The 16,638-nt window shown below is 69.2% G+C and carries 13 protein-coding genes and 2 pseudogenes; 10 read left to right on the top strand and 5 right to left on the bottom strand.

Annotation, left to right across the window (positions count from 1 at the left end):
* Nucleotides 1–365: 365 nt before the first annotated feature.
* The 3 genes from BW737_RS02205 to BW737_RS02195 all read left to right on the top strand — a co-directional run bounded on the left by BW737_RS02205 (nucleotide 366) and on the right by BW737_RS02195 (nucleotide 3,665).
* Nucleotides 366–1,847 carry an Lhr family helicase gene (locus tag BW737_RS02205; RefSeq protein ID WP_086615911.1) on the top strand — a complete coding sequence of 494 codons (1,482 nt, stop codon included), beginning with the start codon at nucleotides 366–368 and terminating at the stop codon, nucleotides 1,845–1,847.
* 3 nt (nucleotides 1,848–1,850) lie between these two features.
* Entirely contained in the window at nucleotides 1,851–2,681 is an 831-nt protein-coding gene (locus BW737_RS02200; RefSeq protein WP_086615910.1) for a uracil-DNA glycosylase, read from the top strand.
* A gap of 300 nt (nucleotides 2,682–2,981) precedes the next feature.
* On the top strand, nucleotides 2,982–3,665 hold the full coding sequence (locus BW737_RS02195; RefSeq protein ID WP_086615909.1) for an L-threonylcarbamoyladenylate synthase: 684 nt from the start codon (nucleotides 2,982–2,984) through the stop codon (nucleotides 3,663–3,665).
* 301 nt (nucleotides 3,666–3,966) lie between these two features.
* Here the strand turns inward: BW737_RS02195 and BW737_RS02190 are convergent.
* The 4 genes and pseudogenes from BW737_RS02190 to BW737_RS15505 form a co-directional block, all read right to left on the bottom strand.
* Nucleotides 3,967–6,419 (bottom strand): annotated as a pseudogene (locus BW737_RS02190) ((Fe-S)-binding protein).
* A gap of 727 nt (nucleotides 6,420–7,146) precedes the next feature.
* Nucleotides 7,147–7,488, bottom strand: coding sequence for a winged helix-turn-helix domain-containing protein (locus BW737_RS02185; RefSeq protein ID WP_086615908.1), 342 nt, complete (start codon nucleotides 7,486–7,488; stop codon nucleotides 7,147–7,149).
* Nucleotides 7,485–8,003, bottom strand: coding sequence for a hypothetical protein (locus tag BW737_RS02180; RefSeq protein WP_086615907.1), 519 nt, complete (start codon nucleotides 8,001–8,003; stop codon nucleotides 7,485–7,487). The genes BW737_RS02185 and BW737_RS02180 overlap by 4 nt, the downstream gene beginning before the upstream one ends.
* Entirely contained in the window at nucleotides 7,996–8,334 is a 339-nt protein-coding gene (locus tag BW737_RS15505; RefSeq protein ID WP_143233231.1) for a hypothetical protein, read from the bottom strand. Before BW737_RS15505 ends, BW737_RS02180 begins: the two co-directional genes overlap by 8 nt.
* Nucleotides 8,335–8,982: 648 nt before the next feature.
* Here BW737_RS15505 and BW737_RS02170 point away from each other — a divergent pair.
* From BW737_RS02170 to BW737_RS02160, 3 genes are all read left to right on the top strand, one after another.
* Nucleotides 8,983–9,414 carry a phospholipase D-like domain-containing protein gene (locus tag BW737_RS02170; protein ID WP_086615905.1) on the top strand — a complete coding sequence of 144 codons (432 nt, stop codon included), beginning with the start codon at nucleotides 8,983–8,985 and terminating at the stop codon, nucleotides 9,412–9,414.
* A gap of 206 nt (nucleotides 9,415–9,620) precedes the next feature.
* On the top strand, nucleotides 9,621–11,354 hold the full coding sequence (locus tag BW737_RS15500; protein ID WP_143233230.1) for a hypothetical protein: 1,734 nt from the start codon (nucleotides 9,621–9,623) through the stop codon (nucleotides 11,352–11,354).
* Nucleotides 11,355–11,992: 638 nt separating this feature from the next.
* Nucleotides 11,993–13,054 carry a helix-turn-helix domain-containing protein gene (locus BW737_RS02160; RefSeq protein ID WP_086615903.1) on the top strand — a complete coding sequence of 354 codons (1,062 nt, stop codon included), beginning with the start codon at nucleotides 11,993–11,995 and terminating at the stop codon, nucleotides 13,052–13,054.
* A gap of 49 nt (nucleotides 13,055–13,103) precedes the next feature.
* Here BW737_RS02160 and BW737_RS02155 read toward each other — a convergent pair whose 3' ends face one another.
* Nucleotides 13,104–13,397 carry a DUF4235 domain-containing protein gene (locus BW737_RS02155; protein WP_086615902.1) on the bottom strand — a complete coding sequence of 98 codons (294 nt, stop codon included), beginning with the start codon at nucleotides 13,395–13,397 and terminating at the stop codon, nucleotides 13,104–13,106.
* Between the two features lie 397 nt (nucleotides 13,398–13,794).
* On the opposite strand from BW737_RS02155, the gene BW737_RS17395 reads away from it, so the two are divergent.
* The 4 genes and pseudogenes from BW737_RS17395 to BW737_RS17385 form a co-directional block, all read left to right on the top strand.
* Nucleotides 13,795–14,226 (top strand): type 2 periplasmic-binding domain-containing protein, encoded by a 432-nt coding sequence (locus BW737_RS17395; protein ID WP_257210373.1) that lies wholly within the window; start codon nucleotides 13,795–13,797, stop codon nucleotides 14,224–14,226.
* The gene (locus BW737_RS17390; protein ID WP_257210372.1) at nucleotides 14,223–14,837 is read left to right on the top strand and encodes an ABC transporter substrate-binding protein; all 615 of its coding nucleotides are present in this window, start codon (nucleotides 14,223–14,225) and stop codon (nucleotides 14,835–14,837) included. Before BW737_RS17395 ends, BW737_RS17390 begins: the two co-directional genes overlap by 4 nt.
* Before the next feature lie 256 nt (nucleotides 14,838–15,093).
* Complete coding sequence (locus tag BW737_RS02145) at nucleotides 15,094–16,107, top strand: ABC transporter permease (RefSeq protein ID WP_257210371.1); 1,014 nt, start codon at nucleotides 15,094–15,096, stop codon at nucleotides 16,105–16,107.
* A pseudogene (locus tag BW737_RS17385) lies at nucleotides 16,086–16,638 on the top strand (iron ABC transporter permease); the annotation flags it as partial. The gene BW737_RS02145 and the pseudogene BW737_RS17385, both read left to right, overlap by 22 nt.

Genomic DNA, 16,638 nt, shown 5'->3' with positions numbered 1-16,638 from the left:
CGTGCGCGTGCGGGCGGCGCGAGTGCTGGCGCGCGTGAGGATGCCACGGTGCTGCATGGTGCCCTCGGGGCCGCGGTGCCCGACTGGGCGCTGCGCCCCGGCGCCGGTGCGGCGCAGGCAGAGCGCCCCCCGCTGGACGACCTGGTCCTGCGCCATGCCCGCACTCGCGCCGCGGTGACGGCCGAGGCGGTGGCGGAGGCTTTCGGGCTGGGGGTGTCCTTGGCCGCCAGCGCACTGAAGGCGCTGGCCGACGCGGGTGCGCTCGTGCGCCTGGGTGGCGGCGAGCAGGCACGCTGGATGGTTCCCGAGGTGTTCACCCGGGTGCGCAACCGCTCCCTGGCCAAGCGCGCGCCGCCGTCAAACCAGTGCCTGCCGCCGCCCTGCAGCAACTCGTGCTGGAGCGCGCCGGCATGGCGGATGCAGAGGCCGGGACGGGCGGCGTGGAGGCGCTCGCGGAGGCCATTGCCTCGCTCGAGGGTGTCTGGCTGCCCGCCGGGCTGTGGGAGGCGGTGGTCTTCCCGGCGCGTGTCGCCGACTACCGACCCGCCATGCTGGACGAGCTCATCGCCTCGGGGGAGGTGGTTTGGGTCTGCCGGGCGCGGGGCGCAGCCGGTGCGGATACGGCCGCCAGTGTGGGCGTCCCGGCGCCGTCGGTCGCGGCTGCTGGGCCAAGGTCTACTGACTCGAGCCGCAGCGGCGCGCTACTGGGCGAGATCGCCTTCTTCCCCTCCGACTCGCCGTTGGCGCCCGTCGCCGGAGCCGTCGTCGGCGCAGGCGAGTACGACGTGGAGGAGCACTGGGCGCTGGTTCGCGCCGGGCAGCTGACGGCCGACTCCTTCGCACCCGTGCGCACGGCCCTGCAGCCCCGACCGACCGCTGCCCCGACTCGGCGGGTGCACAGCCGCCGTACTCGCCGCTACGGCGGTTACCGCAGTGGCTACTACACCGACCGCGCCCGCCCGGCCGGGTCTGCGGGATCGCCGCGCTCGATGCCGCCCGCAGCGCAGCCGCTGCCGAGCTCAGACTCCCTACGGCCATCGGCCGCGACCGGTGGGGGCGTCCCCACCAACGGCAGCACCGCGGCAGCGGGCCATAACCCGACACCCGCCGCGCTCGCGACGGCCTCCTGGCGCAGACTCACCCCGCCGCAGGCCACGGCCGAGGAGCAGGCTGTGGCCGACGTCGAATCCCTGCTCGACCGCTACGGCGTCGTCAGTAGGGACGTGGCGCTCGCCGCGGGTATCCCGGGCGGCATTACTCCGCTGCTGCCGGTGCTGCGCCGCATGGAGGACACCGGCGTCGTGCTGCGCGGTGCCTTCGTGGAAGGGCTCGGGCCGAGCCAGTTCGCGGCCCGGGAAAGCGTCGACCGGTTGCGCGCCCTGGCGGGACGGGACGTCGACACCGCCGACGGCGTCCCGCCGGTGGTGCTGGACCTGAAGGACCCCGTCTGCCTTGCGGGCGGCGTCGTCCCCTGGCCCGAGCCGGCGCTGCCGGCGGAGCTGGCTGCGCGAGCCGCAGATGCCGCGGAGCCGCCGCGCCCGGCCGCACGGCAGGGGGCGCGCGTGGTCTTGAGCGGCGGGCGGCCGGTGCTGCACGCGGCCGAGCGGCTGCGCACCCTCACCTGCTACACCACCGAGGGGGCGGAGCTCGAGCGGGCACTGGCCGCCGTCGTCGCCGCGGAGACGCGGGAGGCGTTGCGCGAAGGGGCCCGCCCCGGCAAACGCGTGGTGGAGACGCTCAATGGCGTCTCCACGCTCGACCCGGTGGTCGGTCGGCTGCTGGAGACGGCCGGGCTGGTGCGTGACCCGCGCGGCATGCGTCTGCACATCGACCCCTACCGGAGCTGAGCCGTGCCCGACCCGCATCCGCTGACCGGAGTTCTCTTCGACTCGCCCGTCCCGCCGGGAACCGGCTGGCCCGAGGACCCTGCCGACGCCGACACCCCCGTGGCCCGCGACGCCGAGGAGGTGCGGCGCCTGGCCGCCGAGGCCGACCCCGCCACGCTCAACGCGCGTATTAGCGTGTGCCGGGCCTGCCCGCGGCTGGTGGCCTGGCGGGAGGAGGTCGCCACCACCGGGAGACGGGCTGCCTTCGCCCATGAGCCCTACTGGGGTCGGCCCGCACCGAGCCTCGGACCCGTGGACGCACGCATATTCGTGGTCGGTCTGGCGCCCGCCGCCAATGGCGCCAACCGCACCGGCCGCATGTTCACCGGCGACGGCTCCGACTGGCTCTGGTCTGCCTTCTACCGCGCCGGTCTGGCATCCTCGCCGACCTCCCGGGCAGCCGGCGATGGGCAGAGGCTGATGGGCCTGCGTCTGGGGTCTGCTGTGCGTTGTGCCCCGCCCGCCAACAAGCCGACCACGGTCGAGAAGGCCACCTGCCTGCCGTGGATCACCCGTGAGTTGGAACTGTTGGGCCAGGTGCGCGTGGTGCTTGCCCTGGGCGGCATCGCCTGGGATACGGCGCTGCGGGTGGTGCGGGAGTCCGGCTGGGCGGTGCCGCGCCCCAAACCGCGGTTCGGCCACGGCGTCCGGGCCGAACTGACCCGGCCCGACGGGCAGACGGTGGTGCTGCTCGGCAGCTACCACCCCAGTCAGCGCAACACCTTCACCGGGCGGCTCACCGCCGACATGCTCGACGCCGTCCTGAGCACCGCCAAGGAACTGGCGGGCCTGTAGGCGGTGCGGTGGCGCCGGCGGGCCGTTTCGGCGGATGGAGACCGCGGGCACGGTCAGCCGACATACGTGTGCGGGGCAGGCGGCACTCCAGCAAGCGGTGGGCCACGCCGACGCCGCGGCGCTGTCTACTACGCCACTTCGGCGTTTGGAACGCCGGTTAGCGGTCTGCTGAATACCTCGGAGGCCTTCAGCAGACCGCTAAGTGGCGTAGTAAACGGTAAACCGGCGTAGTAAACGTTGCAGGGCGGGGGACAATTGCCCGATGCGACTCCCTGATCCTGGTTTTGGAGGCGATGACCGATGATTGATACGAGTGCCGGCCTCCACCATCCGAAGGTGGTCGCCGCTACGGAGCAGAACATTAGGCGTGCGGCGCAGATCGTGCTGGCCGGGGGCGTGATCGTGGCACCCTCGGACACGAACCTAGCGCTGACGCTAGATGCGTGGAATGAGGCGGCCATCGAGCGGGCATTTGCCATCAAGCGCCGCCCGGCGACCTCTCCGCTGACTCTGTTCCTGCGGCACCCTGTGGACTGGGAGCGCTACACGCGGGTACCCGCAGCGGACCGGCCCGCAGTTCAGGCACTGGCGGCGGCGTTCTGGCCCGGTCCCCTCAACCTGGTCCTGCCGCGGAGCGACGAGGTACCCGACTTCTTGGTGTGTGGGGGCAGCACGGTGGCGCTGGGGGTGGTGTCGAACCCGACCCTGCAACGATTACTGAGCTTTATCGGACGGCCGGTGGCGATGACGTCCGCGAACCTGTCCGGTCGGGCCGACGGCGTCCTGGTAGACCTGAAACTCGCGAGCGAGCAGATCGGCGACGAGGTGGACCTGATCCTCGAGGGCGGGCATCAGGGCACCACGGCGTCGTCGACAATCGTGAAAGTTCATGACGGTCGGGCAACGATCCTGCGGCAGGGAGACGTGCGCCCCGGAGATATTCGTGACGCTCTGGCCGGGGTGAGCGTCCAGACGGGCTTCTAGAGGTGCCCGTAGGCGGGTCTGGCGGGTCGTCTGCTACGCCACTTCGGTGTTTGGAACGCCGGTTAGCGGTCTGTTGAATACCTCGGAGGCCTTCAGCAGACCGCTAAGTGGCGTAGTAGACGGTGAACCGGCGTTGCAAACGCGCTCTTCGCGTTTGTGGGGGCGGCGGTTCGGGCCCGGGGCGGCGATGTGGTGGTCGTGTTCGGGCCGGCGGGGACGATGTCGAGCTGGCCGACGCCGTCGGGAGGGCGTAGCGGCGGCCGGTGGCCCGACCGGCGTCGGCTGCTGGCCGCCGCGGACCTCACACGGGGGTCGGCTGCTGGCCGCGGTGGACGGACTCCAGCATGAGGGTGGCCACGTCCGTGACGCGCACGTCTGCGCCCTCGGAGGCGACGCCGTCGGAGAGCATGGTGGTGCAGAACGGGCAGGCCGTGGCGATCACCTGGGCGCCGGTGCCGATCGCTTCCCGCGAGCGCTCCACCGCGATGCGCGTGCCGATCGACTCCTCCATGAAGGCCCGCGCCCCGCCGCCGCCGCAGCAGAAGCCGCGCTCGTGGCTGCGCGGCATCTCCACGGTGGTGGCGCCGGTCGCCTCCAGTAGCTCGCGCGGCGGGGAGTAGATGCGGTTGTGGCGGCCAGGTAGCAGGCGTCGTGGTAGGTGACGGTTGGGGCGCCGCTGGCCTCGGCCCCTGTGGCCGGCTGCGCCGTCGGCTCCGCCTGCGGGGGAACGGGACGCAACCGCCCCGCGCGCACCAGTCGGCTGAGCAGCTGCGTGTAGTGCAGCACCTCGTAGTGCCCGCCCACCTGCGGGTACTCGCGGGCCAGCGTGTTGAAGCAGTGGGCGCAGGTCACCACGATCTTCTGGGCCCCGGCCTCGTTGAGCGTCTCGACGTTCTGCGCCGCCAGCGTCTGGAACAGGATCTCGTTGCCGGCGCGGCGGGCCGGGTCGCCGGTGCAGGCCTCGGCGTCGCCCAGGACCGCGAAGGACACCCCCGCGGTGTGCAGCAGCTCGGCCACCGCCCGCGTCGTCTTCTTCGCCCGGTCCTCGTAGGCGCCCGCGCAACCCACCCAGAACAGGTAGTCGACCTCGGAGGCGTCCTCCACGTCCACCCCTACCACGGGCACGTCGAAGTCCAGACCCTTGGCCCAGTCCATGCGCTTGCGCGCCGCCAGGCCCCAGGGATTCCCCTTGGACTCCAGCTTGCGGAACATCTGCCCAGCTCCTTGGGGAAGGCCGAGGCCATGAGCACCTGTTGGCGGCGCACGTCGATCACGTGGTCGACGTGCTCAATGTCCACCGGGCACTGGTCCACGCACGCCCCGCAGGTGGTGCACGACCACAGCACGTCGGCGGGGATCACCTCGCCGGCCAGCGGCGCCGGGCGCGTAGCCACGCCCGACTCGGTGGGGGCGCCTTGGCGGCCAGCAGCGCACCAAGCACGTCACCGGTGTGGGCGCTGCCCGGGGCCAGGCCCAGATCGTCGTCGTTCTCCAGGCCGTCGGTCATGCCCGTCAGCCGCCCGAGCGGGCTCCGGGCGCTGTGGCGCTGCGCGAGCATCTCCTCGGTGACGGCGTCGGGTTCGACGCCGAGCGCGCTCGCCGCCCGCAGGTAGGGGGCGGCGGCGGCGTGGTGGTCGCGCAGGGCCAGCGTGAACAGCTTGGGGGACAGGGGCTTGCCGGTGTTCCACGCCGGGCACAGGTCCTGGCAGCGGCCGCACTCGGTGCAGGTGGAGAAGTCCAGCAGGCCCTTCCAGGTGAAGTCCTCGATGCGCTCCACGCCGAGCTTGACCTCGGTGCCCTCCTCTTCGGCTGCCTCCATGGCGGCGTCAAGGTCGTCCAGGGTGTCGGCGGTGAGGGGCTGGCCGTCGGGCAGCTTCAGCGGCTTGGCGGGGCCGAGCGCCTTGGTGCCGTCGGTGTTGCGGCGCGCGTACAGGTTCACGAAGGCCAGGAAGCGGTGCCAGGCCACGCCCATCGACGGCTGCAGCCCCACCACCACGAACCAGCTCATGGAGATGACGACCTTGATGGTCGCCACCACCGTGATCGCGGCGGCCAGGGCGTCGACGCTGAGCGGTGCCAGCAGTGGGCCGGTCCAGGCGGTCAGTGGGAAGTGCGTCCAGTGGGCCAGGGCGGCGTCGGCCGGGTCGGGGGAGAGGCTCAGTTGGGCGTGCTCCAGCATTCGCAGCACCAGCACGCAGACCACCACGCCGGCAACGACCGCTTCCACGAAGTGCGCCTGCCCCTGGCTGGAGCCGGCAAAGCGGGAGGTGCGGGTGCGGGTGCCGCCGGCGGAGTCGGCGTCGAAGGGGGGCGCGGCGGCACGGCGGCGGGTCAGGATGCGGCGCACCGCGATCAGGTGGATGATGCCCGCCAGGCTCAGCCAGGCGATGGACTCAACCACCCACGCCCACCAGGCTGATGGCCCAGCCACGGCAGTTCCCAGTGCGGCCCCGCCAGCACCTGGCCGTAACCGGTGACCAGGGTCAGGAACAGCAGCGGGAAGCTGACCATCACCAGCCAGTGCGCCGCCCGGATCCAGGGGCGGCCCTTGAAGGCGGTGTGGCCGAGGACCTCCCCGAGCATGCGCACCAGGCGGCGGCCCACCGGGCGCAGGCGCTCGCGGGGGACGGGGCGGCCCACGCCCATGCGGTTGGCGATGGTCACGCAGGCGCGGCCGAAGACGAACACGCCGACCACCGTCGTAACCCCGACGATGACGGCGCACACGACGCGGACAATCACCAACCAATTCATGGCGTCAGCCTACGCAAGTGCGCGGGTGCGGGTGCGCAGGCGTCACCAAGGCGCGGCTGGGATGCGGGTGAAAAGGCGTGCCGGGGCGCGGGTGTGGGGGCTGGGGTGGAGCTGTGGGCGTTCGTGGCTGGTTGACAGTTTCCGGCGGCTGGCGGCGTGGCGTCCGGTGTCATTGGATGCACCACTTTCAAGCCCGCGACCGCAGCCTGCGTCAACCATGTTCGCGGAATCCTGCAGTTTCAGCGTGATCCTGGCGGTGAAGCCATCCAAAAGTGGTGCATTCTGTGACAGCTTCAGGGGAGTCCGCATGGTGAAAGCGGCGGGGTGCAGGGGTCTACAGCCAGCGCCGGGTGGAGGGAGGGGCTTGCACACCTGCGGCTCGGGCGCGTGGGTGGAGTTGGCTTGATTCCGCGGTTTTGGGCTTTGTTGCGAGATGGTTGAGGAGTCTCCCGTGTGCAACGAAGGGTCGGTTGCACACGGGAGGCTCGGGACCGGATTCTGCTGTCTTGGGCGGATCGTTGGAATTGCGGGAAAAGTCCGGTTTTTGGGGATTCGTGCGGTCGCCTTAAGTGTGCGGCAGGCCAGGTGTCCTGCACCGAGAAGACACCCTGAGTGAGGCTAATGGCGACCATGAGGCCGCCGGCGCGCCAGATGTAGCGATGTCGCCGGTGTCCACGCCCCGGTTGGTGATCGCGGCGTTGAGGGTGAGCAGGTAGTGGGGCGCGGGTTATGTCCCGGCGATCGCCTGGAGCGCCGCCAGGTGGGCCTGCCAGCGTGAGCGGCCCTCCTGGGTCAGGGACATCCAGGTGCGGGGCCGCTTGCCCACGTAGCCCTTGCGGATGGCGATGATCCCCAGCTCCTCCAGTTGGGAGGCCTGACGGCTGAGTACCGAGTCGCTGACTTGGAGGGTGTCACGCAGCGTGGGGAAGTCGACCTGCTCCACATTGGCCAGGGCGGCTACCAGGGAGAAGCGCACGGGGTGCATGAGCGCGTCAACGAGCTGGTGGCGCGGGTGCTGGGGTGTGTCCCCGGAAGCGGGGGCTGTCGGGTCTGTGGCCGGGCCGGTCATCGGACCTCCCGCAGTGCGCCCCACACGGTCACGGTGATTAGTGCCAGGACCGCGAGGACGGTGAACCATAGTTCACCGCTCCAAATGAGGGTGCTGCCGAAGACCGCCACTCCCCAGACGGCGACCCAGGAGAATATGGAGACGCGCCAGCGGCGGGTGAAACCGAGGCTGCTGACGCGGACGGTCATGATCATGGCGGCGATGAGCGCGGCGAACCAGATCAGGAAGACGCTCAGGGGGAGCAGAATCAGCCTCTCCTCGGTGAGGTTGACCAGGTAGATGGCGATGGTCAGCATGGAGCAGAGCGAGCCAAGGCCGAGGAGGAAGAACGCGTAGGGGATCCCTGCCCCTGAGGCGGTGGCGGCGCCCAGGTGATCGGCCTGGCGCAGCAGGTCTCGCGCCTGCTGTGGGCTCAGGGTCTGGAATTCTGAGAGGTGGGGGCCTGAGGGGTGAGAGTCCGAGGACTCCAGGCCTGTCTGCTGAGGGTTGGCGGGGTGGAGGTCGTGGTCAGGCACAGGAGGTCTCCTTTGCGGTGTGAGTGGGCGTGGTTGTGCGGGCGGTGACCCAGGGGGTCAACGCCCAGGAGATCGTGACGTGGAGTCCTATGACGCCGGCGCTGATCATGTCCGCGGAGCCGTGGACGAGGCCTGTGGTGATGGTGGCCAGCAGCGCGAGGGTGGCAATGGCTAAGCCGGCCAACACCGCGGGATCGTGGCGGGCGGTGCGGGATGGGCGAGGGGGCGGTGTCAACGGGACGTGGGCGGCACCCGCGCTGCCGGGGATGCCCGGTATACGCGAGCCGACGCTCGCGGTGCGGTCGGGTGTGAGATTCGATCTGGTGCTCATATGGCGACAGTAGCAAGTACTTTCCAGATTTGCAAGTAGTTGCCGTTCAGACGAGATATCTCGTTGACGCAAACTTCTTGAGAGTGTTGAGAGTCTCACCCGGGAGTGCTGGGAGGGTGGAACCAAGCCCAAGAGGCAGGCGTGTAAAGGCCGAAGGGACAAGACGAAGGTCTGGCGGGTGAGACAAGTCCCGCCTGGGTACAGCCGTGGCGGATCGCGGAACGGGCTCGGCCCAGCTGGGTGGTGCCCGTATGCATGCAGGTGGTGGTGGCCGCGGCTACAGTGGCCCCGTTCATGTCTTGACGCCTCGGCATGAACAGGCACTGATGACTACGCAGACTTAACCCCAGTCCACAGGCGCGACCGCAAGCTCCAGCCTGGATTCCGACACTGATGCTGCTCCAGCCCTGCCCGAACCTGGTCAGGTTGTGCAGGTACGCGGTGCCAACTTGGCCGTCACCGACGTGCGCGTGCAGGGCCTGCTGCGCAGTCCCGCCGACGCCTTCGACGATCCGGACATCCCCTGGGTGTCTTCGTCGATGCCGTGCGCTGGCTCACCCGACCTCTGTCACCCCGGTGTGGACAGTTCCCGGCGGGCCCGGGGCGCTGGGGGTGAGCGGGCACCTTACCGGGCTGATCCACTAGCAAGTGACGCGAGCGCACGGGTCGGTGACCTGTTCCACCTACAACATTGCGCGCTCCTCGGCGTTGTGGGCGGCGCTGAAGGAGGTGGCGGTGCGGCCAGAGGTGAATGTGCGGCCGTACTTGGACACCGACGTCGCCGACGCCAAGCCCAAGCCGTGGCGGCCCGCCACTGCGCAGGTAGCGCGGGAGCTCAAGGGTGCCGTCGTTATGCGTACGTGGGCCGGTGAGGACGGGAAGCGGCCGCGGAACCATGCCAAGTTCGTGGTGGTGGACCGCCAAATCGTGGTGGTCACGAGTATGAATGTGTCCCGTAGTGCGGAGGAACAGAACGTCGAACTCGGCCTGCGCCTGGATGAGCCCCTGCTCGCCCGCGCCATCGAGGACCAGATGCGCGCCCTTGAGCCGCACGTCTACGAGCAGGTGGCTGGCGGCTGAGCGCGGGGGCGGGTGGCGAGCGATGCAGCGGGATGAGAATTCCACGTGCGACCGCCTCGAGTCGCTAAGCCAGGCGCGTCCTTCTTCTTGGCCAGCGCCCTATGGTCTGGTAGTTCATGTCGGACCCATATGGCAGTGTGATCGTGGGTGGGAGCTGCCGGCCCCCGCCCAAGACCCTGACCGGCCGGCGGAGAACCGAGGTAATCATGAGCGAACGCGAAGACGTGCGCGGCGACGAGGCGCAGCCGCATATCGCGACGCCTGTAGGAGACGGGGGCGACAAGAAGGAGAGCGGTCTGGAGATTAGGCTGCGGGCGGGCATGAACGCTAAGAACCCTGAGAACAGCTCGGAGCGGGCAACGGATACTGGCAAGAGGAAATCCAAAGTCCCTACTGATCTTGGATCGGACCCAAGTCTGAAGAAGCGGCGCCGGAACAAACGTGACAATCGCTACGAGCGCGGTCTGATCTGGGAGCATGGCGGCAATCAAACTGCGATAGTAGGTCTGGGAATACTTGCATTTGGAGTTCCCTATGTTGTGGCGGCTTTTAGGGATTATCGCGATGTGCCTGGGTTGAGTTTGTTGCACGAACTGGCCGACTTGAGGGAGGCGGGAAGGAGATGTCTGACAGAAGGTGGTGTGGGAGGGGTTGATGGGCTTAATCTCTGTCCATTTGGGAGTGATGGGTCGATAGCTACGGGAGTGACGTTTGCGGGAGCGTTCTTCGCGATCCAAGCAGGAATTGTAGCAATAGCCGGTTTTCAAAGTCGCGTCATGGTTCGCAGGGTGGGAGGGCGCGAAATTGTAGCGTCCGTTATTCTCGGCTCCAGAGAAAAATCGCTGGCGTTTTGGGCTATAATGTACGTCCTGTGGCTATCGATATTGTATGTTTGTCTAGTATGGTCGCCTGATCTGTCGTTATTGATGACGCAATTTCCGCTTGTTCTCGTGTCGACGTTATCTTTGTGGGGGATTGCGGTAGGGTCTGTTGCGCTACCAGTCTGGCTTTATTGGCATATTGCTGACTATGGGGCGGAAGAGGTGGAGCTGCGTTTAGGTGTCATCGGACGTGAATATGAGCGGCTTTATCGACATGTGAATAAACGGATAGAGGGCCGAGATATTCGCTCACATGTACAGGAGCGGGGGAAGTCGAGGCGCGTTGTTCCGTGGGTCGTTTTGGGCGTGTTCGCGTTGTGTTTACCGGTAGAGGGTGCTGTAATAATCCGCCCGAGTGCGGTGAGTGGCATTGGGGTTTTATCTGTTGTTGCCATGTTCGACGCGGCTTGCGTGTGTTATTTTGCGTATGCCGTGGCTTTCGGCTGGATTAGAGAATCGCGTTTGCGACCAGAAAAGGCGCTAGATTGTTTTGCTGGGATTGTTGCGCCTAGCATAACTACTGTGTACGTTTTTGTTTACGGTTTGCCTAGATTTCCTGTCGGATCATTTCTTTCGGCGGTTGTACTTTTTGCGGTTTTTGTTGGTGTGTGGATGTTTGTAATGATGCGTGGGTTGTATGGTGCGTTCCATCCTATTAGGACTATGCGCGCTCGTCGGATGTTGCTCCGGAGTGATGAGTTGGTTTGGCTGCGGCATCAGGAGGCGAAGATTGCTGCACGAGACGGCATTTTGGAATCGCCCGCGGCCGATCGTGGTGTTGGCGGAGACTTTGGCTCTGATTGTCCGGAGGAAGACTGTGACTCGGGGGCGGCATCGAGGTGGGAGGATGGTGGGCAGCCGCCTGCGGCAGCGGCCCCGTCAGAGGTTGAGCGCGAGTTGGTGTCTGGGGAGGAGAGGACGGCGTCCGCCTCGAGGCGTCAGGTCTGCTCGAGGCAGCCTCACTGTGTGGGGATCATCGGGCTGGCGGGAGTGTTGCTCGTGCTCGGCGCCGGGCGACTGAAGTCGGCTAGTCGCAAGTCGATCAACGTCGCGCAGTGAGCAGGGGAGGGTGCGGTAGCGTTCGCGGCTCCTGCGGCCGCTGCCAGCGCTCACGGCGCGGCTGATGCCGGGGCTGGTGCCGGTGCGAAACTGCTTGAGGATCCGCGGGGTTGCTGGAGGGGCGGTGCCGTTGGAGGGGCTTGCACGCTTGCGGCTCAGGCGCGTGGGTGGAATTGGCTTGATTCTGCGGTTTTGGGCTTTGTTGCGAGATGGTTGAGGAGTCTCCCGTGTGCGACGACGGGCTCGTGGCACACGGGAGGCTTGGAAGCGGATTCTGCTGTTTTGGGTGGATCATTGTAATTGCAGGGAAAAGTCTAGATTCTGGGGTTGCGTTGGAGGTTGTCTGGTGTGCAACGCACCTCGCGGGCAGCCCGGGCGGACGCTATTCCGTGCTGAGCCGGCATGGCGCCCTTGTGCTGGCACCATTCGCACACTCTCGGTACCCTGCGGGAACACGGGCGGATCACGGCGGCCCAGGAGTTCGCTCAACGCGACCACCCAGGAGTCCCGATGACAAGACCGCTCGGGAGCGCCGTTAACGGGGTGCTCGGCAGCTTCGCCTGCGCGCCGCCAACGCGCTGCTTACGCCGCTGCCGCCCAATCAGCCATGGCCGCACCGGACCCTGGAGGAGGTCGACATGAGCCCGAGCCGCAGTACCGATGACCACCACGAACCCGACGATCCCGACATCGCCCAGGCGATGCGCGCTCGCCGACAGGAACTGGGCCTGAGCGTGCCGGTGATGGCCGCCCGCGCCGGAGTCTCCGAGCAGACCTGGCGCAACTACGAAGCGGGCCGCACCCAGGTGCGGGGCGACAAGCAGATGGGAGCGTGGGAGGCCCTCGAATGGGAGCCGCCCACCTACGTGGCGGCCCTGGACGGTCTTCGCGAATACCTGCAAAGCGGCGCGGCGCCACTGGGCATGGCTGGCGGCCCCGGCGGCCTCGGCGCCGCCTTCGGTGTTCCCGGATACGACATACCGGACGAGGCCTACGACCCCTTCGAAGGCCTCGATCCCGAGGAACTTGCCGCCGAGGCCGCCGCCGACCTCCCCGTCCCCGACTGGGATGACATCCCCACCGTCCTGTCCGAGGTGTACTCCCAGCGGCTGGCCCGCACGCTCGGGGAGGACACCGCCCGCTGCTTCGCCCTGGGTGCCTTCCTATTCGACATGTCCGTCGCCGAAGACCTCGGGAACCTGGCCCGGCTGCCCCGCGGCACCCACCTGGGCCAGCTCGACGAGACCCACATCGGCTCCACCCTGCCGCAGCTGTGGCTGACCCGCTACGACTACGAGTTCGTCTTCCAACTGCGCGGCACCGCCCGGGATATGGCACTGCGCCTGACCGACGGGGGTCCGGCGGTCGGCGAACCGCTGGCGCGCACCCTGGCCGACGTCCTCGTGCTCCACGACATCTTCAATCTCGGCGGCGCCATTGCCGACTCGCGCGGCGCCGACATCGACGAGGATCGCTGGGATGGCTGGGTGGACGCCCTGTCCGGCCCCGACCAGCCCGCCCACGCGCTTATCGCCATGGGCCTGATCCCGCCCGCCGACGCGCCCGAGCACTTCGACAACTGGTTCAGGCCGCTGCCTAGCCCCTTCATCCCCGACTGGGACGGCGCTTCCGCCGGTGGCTCGACGACGGCCTTCGGGCCGGCCGACAGCACCGTCACCCCGCTGCGCCGGAATCACTGACAGCGCCGACGCCGAGAGCGTTTACGGCGCCGACGCCCCGCGTCAGGCATTAGGCCTCCAGCGCCGTCGCTTCACCCGCGCCCGGCACGACCCCGCTGCGGCGGACGTGGATCTTGGCGGCCTGGCGCAGCGTCAGCTGCCGGGTCAAGGTCATAACCGCGCCCGAGATCACCGCGAATGCGACCACCTCGCCAAGCCGGTAGCTGAGCACCTGCTCCTCGTCCTTGGGGGCCGGCTTACCGGTGACGGCCTTCCACCCGACGGCCACGGCCTTCTCCGCAACGGCCCCGGAGACCAGGAGGGACAGGGCGGAGGCAACCGTCCAACTGAGACTGTTCTTCATGGTGGTGACTCCCTGAAATTTGCTCGTTGACTGGATACTTGACGGCGACGACGGCGGAGCCGGTCGCCGACCCCACCCCCGATCCTGTCACACGGCCCAGGCGCGCGGGGTGCTGACGCACCCGGACCAGTGCATTACTCGGGCAGCAGGCAGCGTTTTCACAGCCGCCCGGCGCCGCCATGGGGACCGTCGCCGTCGCGCTAGGCTTGCCCCACAACGACAGGGGAGCGCCCCGTCGTCGGCGGGCCCGGCCCGCCCGCGACCACGGCGCTGAGAGTGCGGGCAGCCGCAGACCCTCGAACCTGATCCGGTTCGCACCGGCGAAGGAAGTCGAGCATCTCCCCGGGCGCACCGGCTGCGCCCGGGCCCTCCGGAATATCCCTCCAGGAGGACCATCATGATCACCAACAGGACGGCCGCCCCAGGCGGAGCCACGCGCGTTGCCACATCACACAGCACCCACCGGCTCGCGACCATCCGCCCCAGCCGCCGCGCGCTGCTCGCCGGGGGCGCCGCTACCGCAGTCGGCCTCGCACTCGCGGCCTGCGGCTCCGGCAGCGGCGGCTCCGGAGCCAACTCCACGGCGTCGGGCGGCACCGTCACCGTCGTCACCTACGACTCCTTCGACATGCCCGATGAGCTCGTCGCCGCCTTCGAGGCCGACACCGGCTACACCCTGGAGATCGCCCGCTCCGGCGACGGCGGCGAGGTCGCCAACAAGCTCATCCTCACCAAGGACGCCCCGCTGGGCGACGCCGTCTTCGGCATCAACAACACCATGGCCTCCCGCATCCTCGCCGAGGGCGTCATCGACACCGACACCGCTTGAACCTGCCCGACGGCTCCGCGGACTACCTGGCCCCCTACATCGTCGACGACACCCCTGCGCTCGTGCCCATCGACTTCGGGGAGGTGTGCGTCAACGTCGACACCGTCTGGCTGGCCGACCACGGCCTGGAGGTGCCCACGACCTTCGAGGACCTGACCGACCCCGCCTACAAGGACCTCTTCGTCGCCATCAACCCCACCACCTCCTCCACCGGCCTGGCCTTCCTGCTGGCCACCATCGGCCACTTCGGCGAGGACGGCTTCGCCCAGTACTGGCAGGACCTGGTGGCCAACGGCACCAAGATCGACGAGGGCTGGTCGGACGCTACTACACCGACTTCACCGCCGGCGGTGGGGATGGTGCCTACCCGATCGTCGTCTCCTACTCCTCCTCGCCCGCCGCCACCCTCACCGACGACGGCACCGCCACCACCACCGCCGCCATGTCGCGTACCGCCACTCGCCAGGTCGAGTACGCGGGCGTGCTGGCTGGGGCCGCCAACCCCGACGGCGCTGCTGCCTTCGTGGCCTGGATGCTTTCGCGCCAGGTGCAGGACGCCATCCCGGACGTCATGTACATGTACCCGGTCGACCCCGACGCGACCTGTCTGAGGAACTGGTGCAGTTCGGCGCCACCGCGGAGGACCCGATCGTGGTCGACTCGGCCGACATCGCCGCCCACCAGCAGGAGTGGCTGACCACCTGGGCCCAGGCCGTCGGCCAGTGACGGTGGGAACCCGGTGACGGTGGGAACGGAGGCCGGCCGGTGACGGCGGCGCGCAATAAGTGCCGGTCTGGGCGGGGGACGCCGGGGACACGAGGACCGCGGGCGACGGCGGGGGAGCGGATCGGCTGGACGCTCGCCGTCATGGTCCCGCTGGCCTTCCTCGCTGTGTTCTTCGCCTGGCCGGTGCTGACGCTTATCGGGCGCGGACTGGCCCCCGACGGCGCCCTCGACCTGGGCGGCTTCGGCGAGGTGCTCGCCCGGCCGCGCACCTGGCGGGTGGTCGGCCAGACCCTCATCCAGGCCACCGCCGCCACCGCCATCTGCGTGGCCCTCGGCGTCCCCGGGGCGCTCGTGCTCTACCGGCGCCGCTTCCCCGGCCGCGACCTGCTGCGCGGCGTGGTCACCGTGCCCTTCGTGCTGCCCAGCGTCGTCGTCGGCACCGCCTTCCACGCCCTGGTGACCACCGGCGGCCCGCTGGGCGGCCTGCACCTGGACGGCACCCGCACCGCCGTGATCGCCGCCCTGGTGTTCTTCAACTACGGGTACGTGGTGCGCAACGTCGGCACCATGTGGTGCCGGCTCGACCCGCGCGCCGTGGAGGCGGCCCGCACCCTGGGCGCCTCCCCGTGGCGGGCGTGGCGCACCGTCACCCTGCCGAGCCTGCTGCCCGCCATCGCCTCGGCCGCCGCCACCGTCTTCCTGCTGTGCGCCACCGCCTACGGGGTGGTGCTGGTGCTGGGCGGCACCGGCGCGGCCACCATCGAGACCGAGATCTACCAGCTCACCGCCCGCTACCTGGACCTGCGGGCCGCCGCCGTGCTGTCGGTGGTGCAACTGGTGGTGATCGCCGCCGCCCTGTGGGTGGGGGAGCGGGCCCGCCGTGCCCGCGAGGCCCACCTGGCGCTGCGCACGGACGTGCCCGCGACGCCGTTGCGCGCCGGAGACCTCCCGGTCCTGGCCCTCACCGCCGCCACGATCGCCGGGCTGCTGCTCGCCCCCATGGCGGTGCTGGTGATCCGCTCACTGCGGCGCGCCGGGCGCTGGACGCTCGCCAACTACGCCGACCTGTCCACCACCGGTGGCGACAACGCCCTGCTCGTCTCGGTCTGGGAGCCGCCGGCAACTCGTTGCGCGTGGCTGCGGCGGCCACGGTGATCGCCCTGGCGGTGGGGGTGACCGTGTGCCTGGTGCTCTCCCGCAACCCGCGTTCGCGCCTGCTGGCCCGCGGCGTGGCGCTGCTCGACGCCGTGTTCATGCTGCCGCTGGGGGTGTCCGCGGTGACGGTCGGATTCGGCTTCCTGATCACCCTGGCCCCGATCGGATTGACCAGGAGTTGGTGGATCCTGCCGTTGGCCCAGGCCGTGGTCGCGGTGCCGCTGGTGGTGCGCACCCTGCTGCCGGGGCTGCGGGCGATCGACCCCCGCCAGCGGGAGGTTGCGGCCACGCTCGGCGCCGGCCCGGGCCGGGTGCTGGCCAGTATTGATGGGCCGCACCTGCTGCGGCCCGCAGGCCTGGCCGCCGGCTTCGCCCTGGCTACCAGCCTGGGGGAGTTCGGGGCGACGTCGTTCCTGGCCCGGCCCCAAGGGCCGACCCTGCCCGTAGTCGTCTACCGGCTGGTCGGCTCCCCGGGCGCCAGAATCAGGGCATGGGGCTGGCGGCCGGGGTGGTGCTGGCGGTCGGCGCGGC

The organism is Actinomyces ruminis (assembly GCF_002154335.2).
Lineage (GTDB): Bacteria > Actinomycetota > Actinomycetes > Actinomycetales > Actinomycetaceae > Actinomyces > Actinomyces ruminis.
The sequence above is the reverse complement of the archived record's forward strand: the minus strand, read 5'-3'. Positions and strand labels throughout refer to the sequence as shown.